Source organism: Desulfonatronum thiodismutans, assembly GCF_000717475.1.
Classification (GTDB): domain Bacteria; phylum Desulfobacterota; class Desulfovibrionia; order Desulfovibrionales; family Desulfonatronaceae; genus Desulfonatronum; species Desulfonatronum thiodismutans.
On sequence record NZ_JPIK01000013.1, the window covers coordinates 107,080 to 120,617 of the forward strand.

The following is a 13,538-nucleotide window of genomic DNA, read 5'->3' on the forward strand; positions in this document are numbered from 1 at the left end:
ATGGCGATACGGTGTAACTATTCAGCATAGAGTAATTCTTTTGCCGGGGTCGGAATCGGGATCGGGATCGAAAACGCTGGGATGCGTTCTGAATTCTTCCTATTCCGATGCCGACCCCGACCCCGACCCCGATAACTGCATTTTCGAATAACGCATTGTCGGTTTAGAATTGGTATTACGGGGCCAACACTTTGGCCAGGACTTTGCCTGCCAGGACGTATTCCGACTCGTCCAGGGTGCGGGGGTCCAGGCAGAAGGCATTGTGTTCAATGCGACCGATCAGGGGCGGATCGGTGTCCAGGAGGGTGTCGCGCAGCGCTTCCACCCCGATGTCCGTGCCCAGAGGACGAACAGCCACCAAGGTCGTGGGCAGATCCCGCTCCGGATACGCGCCGCCGCCCACTCGGGAAGCTCCCGGAAGCAATGTGATTTCGGCGTTTGCGCTTCCCCCGGAACCTCTTAAGGCACCGTTTAGGGCCCGGCGCAAGCCGCGAGCCAGTTTGCTTGCTTGTCGCCGCAGCTCCTCGTCCGAAGCGGTGATCATGCGCAGGGTCGGAATTTCCCGGCGGGCCAGTTCCGGGTCCAGGTAGAGGCGCAGCGTGGCCTCCAGGGCGGCCAGGGTCATTTTGTCGATGCGCAGGGCCCGGTTCATGGGGTTCTTCTTGATCGGATCGATGTATTCCTTGCGACCCACGATGATTCCGGCCTGGGGCCCGCCCAGAACCTTGTCCCCGCTGAAGGTGACCACCGCGGCCCCGGCGGCCACGGTCTCTTGGACCGTGGGTTCGTGATCCAGGCCGTAGGGCCTGAAGTCGAACAGGTTGCCGCTGCCCAGATCCTCCAGCACCGGCAGGCCGTGCTTCTCGCCCAGCGCGACCATCTCCCGCAGCCCGACTTCCTTGTGAAAACCGATGATCCGGAAGTTCGAGGTGTGCACCTTGAGCAGAGCCGCTGTTTCCGGAGTGATGGCCCGTTCGTAGTCGTGCGGATGGGTGCGGTTGGTGGCCCCTACTTCCCGCAGCACGGCCCCGCTCTTGGCCATCACGTCCGGGATGCGAAACGAGCCGCCGATCTCCACCAGTTGGCCCCGGGAAACCACCACTTCCTTGCCTTTGGCCAGGGTGTCCAGCATCAGCAGCACCGCCGCGGCGTTGTTGTTCACCACCAGCCCGGCCTCGGCCCCGGTCAGCTTGCATAGCAGTTCCTCCACATGGGCGTAGCGGCTGCCGCGCTGGCCGGTGTCCAGGGAAAACTCCAGATTGGAGTAATGGGCGCAGGCCTCGGTCACGGCCTCCACGGCTTGGCGGGCCAGCAGGGAGCGGCCCAGGTTGGTGTGCACCACCACGCCCGTGGCGTTGATCACCCGCCGAAAATGCGGCCTGGACGCCCGATCCAGAAAGGCGTGCAGCGGCCCTTCCAGGGCGGACCATTGCATGTCTTCGGAAGTGTTCAGCTTTTGCTGACGAATGTCCGCCCGCAATTGATCCAGGTGCACATTGACGAGATCCTTGAGCAGGGGACGAGGCAGATGCGCGTAGCGACCGGACTCCGAGACCCGTTGCAGAATCAGGTCCACGGAAGGCAGCAAACGATAGAGTTCAGACATGAAATCTCCGTTGTAGCGATAAATTGCCCGGAGTGTCGGTCATGCTTCCATCCACTCCGGGTGCAAGGCGTAGATTTCCGCCAAGAGATAGAGCGAGCCGCAAATGAGAATGGAGCCACGGGGCCGGGCCGGGACCAGATCCTGGGCCAGGGCTAGATTCAACGCCGTTGCCGGGTCGGGCGCGGCCTGGGCTTGGGGACCCAGTTCGCGGACGATCTCCCGGGCGGGGCGGCTGCGCGGCTGCGTGGGCAGTTCAGGAACAAAGATCGGGCCGGATGTCAATTGCCGGACCAGGGGGGCCATGGCGGCCAAGTCCTTGTCCCGCATGCAGGTGAAAATCACCGCGTCGGGGCGGATGGCCAGGTTGTGCAGGGCCGCGTTCAGGGTTTCCAGGGCCGGGGGATTGTGCGCGCCGTCCAGAATGATATCCGGTGAGCCTTCAGGTGAGCCTCCCGGCAACATGGGGACGCGTTGCAGGCGACCGGGCCAGGCCCTGGAGGTCAGGGCGCGTTCGCAGGCATCGGGGCGCAGGGGCCAGCCCTGGCCATGGGCCAGGGCCGTCCATCCGGCCAGGGCCAGACGGGCGTTGTCCCGCTGGTGGAGACCGGGCAGGGCCGGAGTGATGGCGGCCAGTTCAGGTGTTCCTGGAATGTCGCTTACGGAGTGGACGACAACCCCCTGGGCGGCCGCCTCCTGCTCCAGGAGACCGCGGACCACGGCGGCCTGGGGGGCGGAGACGACCAACGTTCCGGGCTTGATGGCCCCGGCCTTGTCCCGGGCGATGTTTTCCAGACCCGGGCCGATGATCTGGTCATGGTCCAGGCCGACGGGCGTGATCAGGAGCAGGTCCGGGTGCCAGGTGGACGTGGCGTCGTTGCGTCCCCCCAGTCCGGCTTCCAGCACGATCAGGTCCACTCGCTCCGCGCTGAAGCCGACCATGGCCATCAACGTGATGGTTTCGAAATAGGTCAGGCCGAGGTCGTGGCAGACGGTGTGGACGGTGTTGGCCCAGGCCAGGGTGTGCTCCTCCGAAGCCGGGAGGCCGTTGATGCGGACCCGCTCCCTGAGGGTCAGAAAGTGGGGTGAAGTGAACAGCCCGACGGAAAAGCCGTGCTCCATGGCCAGTCGGGACAGAAAAAACGCGGTGGAGCCTTTGCCGTTAGTGCCCACCACCTGGGCCAGGGGCGCGGGCGAGCGGACCATGTCCAGCCGTCGCGCGGCCTCGCGCATCCGTTCGAAGCCCAGGCGCATGTGGAACAGGCCCAGGGCGTCCATGTGCCGCTGGAACTCCGCGAAATCAGAAAACGATTTCTTCGCCATCGCGCAGCAGATGGTAAGTGTAGCCGTCCAGGGCCTGGTGCAACTGTTCCTGGATCTCGGTGGAGAAAGTGGACTTCATGTGCGAGATGTAGATCTTGGGCCGAACCCCCAGTTTGTCCAACTCGGCCCGGAGCAGCCTGGGCGTGAGGTGCTTGGAGAGCAGGGCCAGCTCTTCCATGGCGTCGGGAAAAGAGGCTTCGATGATCAGGTTTTCCAGGTCAAAGGGCAGGTCGTTCAAGAACGTCCACCAGTCGTTTGTCGGGCCGGTGTCTCCGGTAAAGGCGAAATGACTCCCGGAGGCCGGGTCGCGGAGCACGTAGCCGGACGCGGCAGTGGCGTGGTTGACCGGAACGGTGACCACCTGGAGCCCGACCACGTCCACCCAGACACCGGGTTCCAGCGGCGCGTACGTCAAAACCGGGTTGGCGAAGGTCGGCAGGATGGTGAAGTCCGGCCAGATGGTGTCGTTGAGCAGATGGGTTCGGATGCTTTCCAGCACCGGGGCCAGGCCGCGGAGGCGCACGGCCCCGTGCTTGTTGCGGGCCACCAGCTCGATGAGGTTGTCCGCCAGAAACAGAATGTCCTTGATATGATCCAAGTGGGCGTGGGTGACCAGGATTTCCCGAATCGCGGCCTGGTCCGCCAGGGGCATGGACGAGGTCACCGACCCGGCGTCCAGCAGGACGGTCTTGTTCACCAGAAAGGACGTCAAATTGTATCCGGGCAAGTCCGAGCCCGAACAGCCGAGAATGTGCAATCGCATTCCACCGTACTCCGTTGATGAGATGATGAAGATGAGGGGAAGGGCTCCCAATCCGGAAAATCTCTGGCACAGGGCGAAGGGATGGTCAATCGAAACCGGGCTTCAACAGTCCGGTTTGAGCCGACTTGACCGCCGTCCGGCCATGGGGTAGCTGGGCGGAAAAACAAATTCGATATTCCCCATGGGGGGAATTTTCATGGCCAGGGCGACCCATCCTCTGCAAGCGGGTGTCCTGGCCTTTCGTCATCCATGACGTCGTCGTTTCGAGGACCGTGCTTCGCGTCGTTTGTTGACGCGGCGACGTCGGCAACCATTCAACCGAGGATAACGCGATGGATTCTATCCCTATCACCGTTGAAGGATTTAGGAAGCTCGAGCGAGAGCTGGACCGACTCAAGCGGGAACGGCCGGAGATCATCGAGGCCATCAAGGTGGCTCGTGAAGAGGGCGATTTGCGGGAAAACGCCGGCTACGAGGCGGCTCGGGAACGGCAGGGCATGTTGGAGGCCAAGATCAAGTACATCGAGTCCCGGATGGGCCGGTTCAACGTCATCGACCCCAAGACCTTGGGCGGTTCACGGGTGGCCTTTGGGGCCACGGTGGAACTGGAGGACCTGGATACCGAGGAAATCAAAAGATACACCCTCCTCGGCCCGGACGAGGCTGATCCCAACGAAGGCAGCATCTCCATCGCCTCCCCCGTGGGCCGAGCCGTGCTGGGCAAGGAGGAGGGCGACGAAGTGGTGGTGGACGCGCCGCGCGGCAAAATCCGCTATGAAATCATCTCGCTGAGCTACAATCATTGATCTTTGGGCCGGGCTGCATGGGTGAGGGGGAGCTGAACATGGACATTCACGTCGGACTGGAACTGCTTCTGGACGTAGTCAAGCCCGTGCTGGGCGGGGACGGGCTGGCCCGGCATGAGGGCATGGCCGTGTTCGTGTCCGGTGCGTTGCCGGGGCAGCGCGTGCTGGCTCGAATCAGCTCGGTCAAAGCCCGGCACGCCAAGGCCGAACTGGTCGAGGTTCTGGAGCAGTCCCCGGATTACGTGCCGCCGGTCTGCCGGCATTTCGGCGTCTGCGGCGGGTGCGACTGGCTGCACATGGATTATGATCGGCAGTTGCACTGGAAGCGGGAACTGGTCCGGGAATCGCTGCGCCACCTCGCCGCCGCGGACGTCCAAGTGGCTCCGACCATCGCCTCGCCGCTGACCCACGGCTACCGGAACAAAATGGAGTTCGCCGCGGCCACGACCATCGTAACCGGCGCAAGGGACATCCGAGGTTGGACCGTGGCCAAGGCTGGAGTGGCCGTGGGCCTGCGTCCACGAGGGCTGGCCAACGCGGTCGTGCCTGTCCAGTCCTGTGCGCTCTGCACACAGGCCATGGTCGACGCGGGAAATCTGGTCGAGAAGTGGACCGAGGAAGCCGGACTGCCGGCGTACGATCCGGACACGGGGCGCGGTTTCTTGCGGCATGTGGTCCTACGTCGCGGGACCGATCCGGGTCACCTGATGGTTTCCTTGATCACCAGCAACGATCCTCGGGGCAAAGAGGTAGGTCCACCCCTTGCGGAATACATGGCGAAAAAACTGCCGCATCATTCCTTGACGGCTATCTCCGTCATCCACGAGACACGCAAAAGCCACACCCTGGTGGCCCAGGGCGAGCGGACCGTGTCCGTCACCGGATCAAAGGAACTGATCCATGTACTGGGAGACCTGGAACTGGCCATTTCAAGCCGGGCCTTTTTCCAGGTCAATTCCGGGGCCGCTGAAAAGCTTCGGGACGTTGTCGCGGATTTCGCGGAACTGAAGGGGCAAGATACCGTATGGGACCTGTATTCCGGGGTAGGTGCCATGGCGCTGAGCTTGGCCGGGAAAGCGGCCCGGATAGTCGGCTTTGAAACCGAACCGCAAGCCGTAAGGGACGCTCAGGCCAATGCCCGGCGGAACGGGATAGCTAATTGCCGCTTTGAGCCCGGAGACGTGAGCCGGACCATCCCTCAAGTTCTCGGAGGGGCTTCTCCCAAGCGTCTGGACGTGATCGTAGCCGATCCGCCCCGAGCCGGAATGCGGGCCGACGTCGTGGCCCGGCTGCTGGAAATCGGCGCGCCAAAGCTGATCCTGGTCTCCTGCGACCCGGCCACCCTGGCCCGGGACGTCAAGCGGTTGGCCCCGAGGTATCGCTTGGGCCGGGTCCAACCGGTTGACATGTTCCCCCACACCTCGCATATCGAGTGCGTCGCGGAGCTGTGCCCGCGGTGAAATACGGTTCATCCGGAAGTTCATTTGGGTGGAGCATCTTCTAAAGAATGCCCTCGCTTCGCTCAGGGCCCAAGGACGCCAAGCAAAGATTTCGGCTTTTACCAAGAAAGATGCGGAAGCTTAAAGATTCTTCGCCTGACGGCGTTTTTTCGCAACACACTTCCTTCATGCCAACTACCCGCACCTCTCGCGCTGCCTCGACATTTTGGGCGTTCTTTTTGATCGGCTCCCTGCTGGTCGCATTCCATCATCAAGGCTCGACCAGAGGCTTTGAAGAGGCGCCGTTCGCCATGCATTTCGAGTCTGAAACCGCAGCCGTGGTCGAAGATCCCATCTACCAAGTCCGTTTCGTCTCCGACGGTCTGACCCGACTGGTACATGCGGCCACCGCTGTGCAGCGTTCCGACGGGGCGATTCAGGCGTTCTGGTTTGGTGGCACTCGGGAGGGGCATGCGGACGTGCGGATTTTTACGGCGACCTTTGATCCCGATATGCAGCGCTGGACTGACGAGACCCCATTACTCACCAGGCAGGAAACCGCCAGGGCGGAGCGTCGCCATGTCCGCAAGCTCGGCAACCCCGTGGCGACCGTGGACCCGCAAGGTCGAATCCTGCTCTTCTACGTCAGCGTGTCTTTTGGCGGCTGGAGCGGCAGCTCCATCAATCTGGTCGTCTCCGAAGACAACGGCCAAACCTGGAGCAAGCCGCGCCAACTGATCACCTCTCCGTTTCTGAACGTGAGCACCCTGGTCAAGGGGCCGGTGGTGCAGCACGCCGACGGAACCATGGGCCTGCCTGTTTATCATGAATTTCTGGGGAAATTTTCCGAGTATCTTCGCCTTGACGGCCAAGGTCGGGTGCTGGGTAAAAGTCGCGTCTCTTATGGACGATTCGCGATCCAACCCGTGGTATTCCCTTTGGGCAAGCATGGTGCCATGGCTCTGATGCGCAACACTGACTCGGACAGGCCGCGCCTAGCGTGGAGCAGCCGGACCAAGGACGGCGGACAGACGTGGTCCGCGCCGGAGCGCAGCAAGATTATGAATCGCAATTCCGCCTTGGGCGGCGCCCTGAGCGACACTTTGAGCGACGTCAATATCCTTCTGGCCGCGGCCAACGTCACGGAGTACAACCGGTCCTCGCTTGCTCTTCTGCGATCCACGGACCAGGGACGGGACTGGGCCGTGGTTCATGACGTGGAACCGCATCAGCCATCGCTTTCGCCTGAAGAATATTCCCTGGCCGCAGCTTGGAAGACATCCGTTTCGGAGGAGGACATGCCCCTCAGCCCTGAAATCGTGGCCGCGGCGGCCACGGAAACCCAGTGCGAACCCGGGCGTCCCATCTGCGACTTTCGCTTCGACTACCCGTGGCTGCTCAAAGATGTGAAGGGGCGTTATCATCTTTTCTATACTTGGAACCGGGCTTTCATTCGCCACGTTACCTTCAATTCGGCTTGGCTGAAATCCCGGCCTGACCAGTCCCTGGAGGACCGGGCGTACCAGGAGCTCGCACTGTGAACATGTTCGCTCCGGAAATCGGCCTTGTGATCAGCGCCGTGGTCGCGGCCTGCTGCCTGACTCTGATCGCCTCCAGTCCAGCGATTGCATCGCGATTTTCATGGGGAGCGCATTGGACGCCGGTCAAGCTTGGGTTGCTTTTTCTTGCGGCCCTGGCCGCGTTGTCTCTTCCTCTTGGCGAAGCTCCGCCGGTCTACCGGCTGCGAGGGCTGCTGGGCGAATTCAGCGTGACAGCTCTGGTTCTGGCCTGCGCGGCCCTGGCAGGGCGGTTTCGCGGCCGGCCCGTGATCGATCCGCCCCAGAGTCTGATTCTGCTGGGGGGTATTGGCGTGGCTGGCTTGGTGCTCTATCCCACGGCCCTGGGGCTGACCCGCTTCGATCTCTACGCCTGGGGCTATTTTTCCATGCCCATGCTCGCGGGGATCGGCCTGCTCGGTTTCATCGCCCTGGCCTTGCGTCTGCATTGGATCGTTTTTATCCTGGGCGCGGCGCTCTTGACGGCCGGCCTGGACCTGCTGCCTTCCGACAACCTCTGGGACCACCTGACCGACCTGCCCCTGACCCTTTTCGCTCTTGCCGCCTTGGGCGTCCTTACGGTACGGCGACTGATCGGACGCGCCCACGAGTGAGACCGTCTCGTTGACGCTTCCCGTTTTTTCTGTTCGATTTTCATATCTTATCGCAATAATTACCTGAAAGTGAGCCATGATCCACCGCATCCCTCCGTTTATCCGTTTTTTTCTGGCCGTCACGCTGTTCTATCTGGCGCTCTTCAGCGCAGCCCGGCTGGTCTTTTGGCTGGTCTTCGACAATCCCCACGATCCTCTCGGATTGGGTGAGTTGGTCCCGGCCCTGTACGTTGGGCTGAAATTCGATCTGCGGCTGACCCTGCTCATGCTCGCACCGCTGTGGCTCCTGGGCTGGATCAAGTGGATTCACCCCTTGTTCACCCGGGTCGGGCGGCGGCTCTGGGGAGGGTATCTGGGAGTGGTAACCTTGGTGGCCGCCGGGTTTTATGTCACGGATTTCGGCCACTACGCCTATCTGCTCTCCCGGCTGGACTCCACGGCCCTGCGGTTTCTCTCCAACCCGCTGATCTCCGCGCAAATGGTTTGGGAAAGCTATCCGGTCCTGCTCTGGCTTCTTGGTCTGCTGGTTTTGTTCGCTCTGCTGGGTCTGCTTTACGCCTGGCTGACCCGGCGTTGCGCCGGGGTCGAGTACGCTCCTCCGCGCCTTTGGCAACGGTCCCTGATCGTCGTCGCCTGCCTGGGGCTGTTCGCCGCCGGGATCTACGGCAAGCTTTCCTGGTATCCGTTGCGCTGGAGCGACGCCTTTTTCTCCACCCATGTCTTCACCCCGGCCGTGGCGTCCAACCCGGTTCTCTACTTTTTCGACACCTTCAAGACCGGGGCTCTGGAGTACGACGAGGAGGCCGTGCGCGCCGCCTATCCACGGATCGCCGAGTTTTTGGGCGTGGACCATCCCGATCCGGACCGCATGGACTTTGTCCGCCACGTCGAACCCATGTTTCAGCCGGACCGCCCGTTGAACGTGGTCATCGTCCTGCTGGAGTCCTTTACCACGTACAAGACCGGTTGGTCCGCCAATCCGCTGGACCCGACCCCGAATTTCGACCGGCTGGTCTCGGAAAGCCTGTTGTTTCCGAATTTCTTCACCCCCACCGCCGGCACGGCCCGGTCCGTGTTCACCGCGGTCACCGGCCTGCCCGACGTCCAACTGCGCAGCACCGCTTCCCGCAATCCCACGATCATCAACCAGCATATGATCAACAACGCTCTGGAAGGCTACGAGAAATTCTTTTTCCTGGGTGGCAGCGCCAGTTGGGGCAATATTCGAGGGCTACTCCAGGGCAATATTCAGGGCCTGCAAATTTATGAAGAAGGCGACTACGCCTCTCCCCGCAACGACGTCTGGGGCATCTCGGACCTGGCCCTGTTTCGGGAGGCCCACGCTGTTCTCCGGGAGCAGACCGGACCTTTCATGGCCATCCTGCTGACTTCCGGAAACCATCGACCCTACACCATTCCCGAGGACAACGACGGCTTCGTGATCCGCGACGACGTGCCCCAGGACATGCTGGTCAGCCACGGGTTTCATTCCCCGGCCGAATTCAACTCCTTCCGGTTCATGGACCATGCCGTGGGCCGGTTCATGGACATGGCCAAGGCCGCGGACTACTACCAGGACACGGTGTTTATCTTTTTCGGAGATCACGGCCATCTCACCGAAGCGGCGGTGCATTACTATCCTTCGGAGATCCAGCTCGGCTTGGCCCAGTTCCGCGTCCCCCTGGTGATCCACGCCCCTGCTCTGTTCCCCGAGGCCCGCGTCCTGGACGCCGTGGCCAGCGAGATGGACGTGATGACCACCATGGCCTCCTTGATTGGCCATGCCCACGTGAACACCACCCTGGGCCGGGATTTGTTCAATCCGCGCTTTGACCCGGACCGCCACGCCTTTGTGATGACCCACGGCGCGGTCCCGAGCATCGGCGTGATCAACGACCGGTTCTATTTCCGGATGCATCTGGACGGAGCAGGACAGTCCCTGCACCTGATCCATGCCGAGGATTCCCGGCCCAACCTGATGGACCAACATCCGGAAACCGCCGCCGGGATGCGGGACTTGACCCGCGGCCTGTACGAGACCACGCGCTATATGATGAACCACAACCCCCACCGCGATCACGGCTCGGGTTCCGTCGACAAGTAAGTCGACCCCGTTCTCCCGCTTTTCGGACGCACCTTCCAGGCGCATCATGCAGCACCACGTCGCTTCCCTGACCCATGCCCTGGATTCCTTGCGCCGGACTCTGGCCACGGACCGAGCCAGGATGCTTTGGGCCGGAATCTTCTGCCTGTTCCTGTGCTCCCTGTTCGTCACGGACAAGGTTCGGCTGCACCGGAACATCTACTACGTCCTGGTCCTGGCGCCCTTCCTGCTCCAGGTTGGGCGGAGGTACTGGGCCGATCTGCCCGGTTCGCCGGTTTTCCTCGCGGCCCTGGCGTTTCTCGGCTACCTCTGGATCACTCTGTTCTGGTCCTCGGCGTCCGGGGGATACGTCTTCTACAACGAGGCCCGGACCCTGGTCATCCTGCTCAGCTTTCTGGCCATCACCGCTTTTTACGCCCTGAACGTGGACGACTTCCCGCGCCTGCTGGCCAAATTGCTGGCCTGCGTGGCCGGGGGCGCGGCCCTGGTGTCCGTGTACGTGTTCTATGCCGGCAAACACATCCCCATGTTGGGCGGGCTGGAAAGCCGGGCCGTGGACATCGGCCTGGCCGGGCATCCCATTGATTCCGCCGGGCTGTATGGTTTTGCGGCGGTTTTTTTGATTTTCGGTTTGGTGGCCCGAGGCGGGGAAGGGGCAAGGGGCCAGGGGCAAGAGGCAAAGGGGATTGAGGCGGGAGGCGGAACATGCGCCGCGTGGAGCTGGATTGGGGCGGCGGCGTTGGTGGCCGTGCTGGTTTTCGTGGTTCTGACCCAGACCCGGGGGGCCTTGGTGGGCATCGCCCTGGTGGTGGGGCTGGGGCTGCTGATTCAGGGCGACCGACGGCTGCTGATGGCCCTGGCCGTACTCGGCGTGGCCATTCTGGCCGTGATTGTGTTTTCCTTGCACCATCCCGAGGGGATGATCGGGGAGGAACGGAGACTGGGCGTGCGCGGCGAGATTTGGTCCCTGGCTCTGGAACGGGCCTGGGAACGGCCCTGGTTCGGGTTCGGGTTGAACGAACACCAGGATCTGATTTCCGCCAGCGGAGAGCTGCACGGCGTGGCCCACAATCTGTACCTGGAAAATCTGCACTTCGGCGGCCTGGTCGGGACGTTTCTGTTGCTGGCCCTGGCCGCTCTGGCCCTTCGCGGGGCGTGGCGGGAATACCGCCGTACCGGCGGCTTCCTGCTTTTGGCCATCGTGCTCTATCCCCTGGTCTTCGGCATTTCCGCCGGATACCTGACCCTGTCCAAGATATCCCCCATGTGGATCCAGTTCTGGCTGCCCGTGGGACTGGTCATTGCCGCGGAAATCCGCGCCCGGCGGGACCCCGACCATGCTGGAAAAATCTGAATCTCGCCCATCATCCCTTCAGCCGCCTTCGGCAAATCAGGACCAGCCCGAGCCGTGCCGGGTTTGCGAAGAGCGAACAGCGCCGATCTTCCAGGCCCGCATCCTGGACAAGCACGACGTGGCCTACTTCCGCTGCCCCGGCTGCGGCCTGATCCAGACCGAGCCTCCCTACTGGCTGGCCGAGGCCTACGATCAGGCCATCGCCAACCAGGACGTGGGCCTGGTGCGGCGTAACCTGGAACTGGCGGCCAAACTGCGGAACATCCTGCTGGCCCATTTCGATCCGGGCGGACGATATCTGGACTACGCCGGAGGATACGGGCTGATGGTCCGCCTCATGCGCGACGAGGGCTTTGATTTCCATCGCCATGACCCCTTCTGTACGAATATCTTCGCCCAAAACTTCGATCTCCCAGACCTCCCATATCTCCCAGCCATCCCATGCCTCCCGGACCTGGCGAGCCACCGTTTCGAGGCCATCACGGCCTTCGAGCTGCTGGAGCATCTGCAAGAGCCCACGGCAACGGTGCGCCGTCTGCTGGAGCATACCGATTCCCTGCTTTTTTCCACCCGCCTGCAACCCGATCCGTGGCCCCGAAGCGTGGACGACTGGTGGTACTTCTGGCCCCAGACCGGGCAGCACGTCACCTTCTACACCCTGCCCACCCTGCGGGTACTGGCCGAAAAAACAGGCACGACCCTCTATTCCGACGGCACGGCCCTGCATCTGCTGACCAGACGGACGTTTTCCACTGATCCCCTGGCCCGGCCCAGGGGCGTCCTGGCCTCCCTGGAACGGCTCCTGGAGCGCTGGCGACGGTCACTGAACAAGCGGATGTTCCCGGTGAAGCCTCCGCCAAGCCTGCTTCCCGAGGACGGCCGGCGGGCGGCCTGTCCACGTCCCGACAGGCCGGAGGCATCCGGTACGGATCGGCCCAAATGACCCCGATTCCCGCGTTTTGCATGCCCTGGCACACCGCCGTGAGCAACGCCTTCCAGGAAATCCTGGCGGCGCCGTTGCGGGGCATGCTGGACATCGCCCTGACCCCCTGGGACCAGAACCGCCAAACGCCTCTGGACGTCTTGGATCGTGACCCCGGTCGGCCTCTGATCTTTTGCCAACTGCCTCCCCCTCCGGAACTGCTGTGCCGGGACAAGGCCCGGATTGTCTGGCTGCCCATGTGGGACAACGTGGCCCGGTGGCCCGAAACCTTCTGGGCCGGGCTGGCCCGGTCGCCAGCCCGGCCACGCATCGTGGCTTTTTCCCGGCCCGTGGAGCAGCTTGCGCGGCGTTTCGGGTTGACCACTCTACGGCTGCGGTTCTTTTTCGATCCCAAACGGTTCGAACCCGTCCGGCGAGACTCGGAGCGAACCATGATCTATTGGAACCGGGTCGGGCTGTATAGCGAAGCGGCTATCCGCCGCATCTGCGCCGATCTGGCCGTGGAGCGGTTGATCCATATCCATCGTTCTGATCCGGGATACGACCACCCCGGCCTGGCCCTGCCGGAGCGCCTCGGCACAACACAAGTTCAGACCCTCCGCGAGTTCCTCCCGGACGCCGAGCATCAACGGCTCCTGGGGCAAAGCTCCCTCTGCCTGGCCCCCCGGGCCCGCGAAGGCGTTGGTCTGACCGTGCTCCAATCCATGGTCCGCGGAGCCTGCGTCCTGGCCTACGACGGCCCGGCCACCAACGAATACGTGGTCCACGGCCACAGCGGCCATCTGTTCCGCTCCTACTCTCGCGCCGCGCATAAATGGCGCAAGTCCCTGGGGAAGCGCTGGCACCGCCTTACGGGGAAGCGACGGCCATACCTCTACCACATGGTCGGCGTCGGTCAGATCGGGTCGGCTCTACGCCGGATTGATCCTGAGCAACTCGGCGTAACGGCTCGGCAAGAGCATGAACTGGGGTATGCGCGCTGGAACAGCGGGCTGGAAGAGTACGCGAGCTTTCTCGGCAGTTGGTAGGCTGG

The 13,538-nt window shown here is 62.8% G+C and carries 11 protein-coding genes; 8 read left to right on the plus strand and 3 right to left on the minus strand.

Annotation, left to right across the window (positions count from 1 at the left end; genetic code table 11):
* Positions 1-175: 175 nt before the first annotated feature.
* From selA to GY33_RS0110530, 3 genes are read right to left on the minus strand one after another with little or no spacing between them, the layout of a single operon-like run.
* Positions 176-1,606, minus strand: coding sequence for an L-seryl-tRNA(Sec) selenium transferase (gene selA / locus GY33_RS0110520; RefSeq protein ID WP_031387303.1), 1,431 nt, complete (start codon positions 1,604-1,606; stop codon positions 176-178).
* 39 nt (positions 1,607-1,645) lie between these two features.
* Positions 1,646-2,926, minus strand: a complete 1,281-nt coding sequence (locus tag GY33_RS0110525; protein WP_031387304.1) for a bifunctional folylpolyglutamate synthase/dihydrofolate synthase — start codon at positions 2,924-2,926, stop codon at positions 1,646-1,648.
* Positions 2,904-3,689 carry a 3',5'-cyclic-nucleotide phosphodiesterase gene (locus tag GY33_RS0110530; protein ID WP_031387305.1) on the minus strand — a complete coding sequence of 262 codons (786 nt, stop codon included), beginning with the start codon at positions 3,687-3,689 and terminating at the stop codon, positions 2,904-2,906. The genes GY33_RS0110525 and GY33_RS0110530 overlap by 23 nt, the downstream gene beginning before the upstream one ends.
* Positions 3,690-4,021: 332 nt before the next feature.
* Here GY33_RS0110530 and greA point away from each other — a divergent pair, with 332 nt between their 5' ends.
* The 8 genes from greA to GY33_RS0110570 all read left to right on the plus strand — a co-directional run bounded on the left by greA (position 4,022) and on the right by GY33_RS0110570 (position 13,533).
* Positions 4,022-4,495 carry a transcription elongation factor GreA gene (greA, locus tag GY33_RS0110535; RefSeq protein WP_031387306.1) on the plus strand — a complete coding sequence of 158 codons (474 nt, stop codon included), beginning with the start codon at positions 4,022-4,024 and terminating at the stop codon, positions 4,493-4,495.
* Positions 4,496-4,533: 38 nt separating this feature from the next.
* Positions 4,534-5,955, plus strand: coding sequence for a 23S rRNA (uracil(1939)-C(5))-methyltransferase RlmD (rlmD, locus tag GY33_RS0110540; protein ID WP_031387307.1), 1,422 nt, complete (start codon positions 4,534-4,536; stop codon positions 5,953-5,955).
* Between the two features lie 290 nt (positions 5,956-6,245).
* Positions 6,246-7,475, plus strand: a complete 1,230-nt coding sequence (locus GY33_RS0110545; protein ID WP_161788467.1) for a sialidase family protein — start codon at positions 6,246-6,248, stop codon at positions 7,473-7,475.
* Positions 7,472-8,104 carry a hypothetical protein gene (locus tag GY33_RS19835; protein WP_051822511.1) on the plus strand — a complete coding sequence of 211 codons (633 nt, stop codon included), beginning with the start codon at positions 7,472-7,474 and terminating at the stop codon, positions 8,102-8,104. Before GY33_RS0110545 ends, GY33_RS19835 begins: the two co-directional genes overlap by 4 nt.
* A 76-nt stretch (positions 8,105-8,180) precedes the next feature.
* Positions 8,181-10,208, plus strand: a complete 2,028-nt coding sequence (locus GY33_RS0110555) for an LTA synthase family protein (protein WP_051822512.1) — start codon at positions 8,181-8,183, stop codon at positions 10,206-10,208.
* A 46-nt stretch (positions 10,209-10,254) separates the two neighbouring features.
* Positions 10,255-11,562, plus strand: coding sequence for an O-antigen ligase family protein (locus GY33_RS0110560; protein WP_031387311.1), 1,308 nt, complete (start codon positions 10,255-10,257; stop codon positions 11,560-11,562).
* Positions 11,546-12,505, plus strand: coding sequence for a class I SAM-dependent methyltransferase (locus GY33_RS19840; RefSeq protein WP_051822513.1), 960 nt, complete (start codon positions 11,546-11,548; stop codon positions 12,503-12,505). Before GY33_RS0110560 ends, GY33_RS19840 begins: the two co-directional genes overlap by 17 nt.
* Complete coding sequence (locus GY33_RS0110570) at positions 12,502-13,533, plus strand: glycosyltransferase (protein ID WP_031387313.1); 1,032 nt, start codon at positions 12,502-12,504, stop codon at positions 13,531-13,533. Before GY33_RS19840 ends, GY33_RS0110570 begins: the two co-directional genes overlap by 4 nt.
* Positions 13,534-13,538 lie beyond the last annotated feature (5 nt).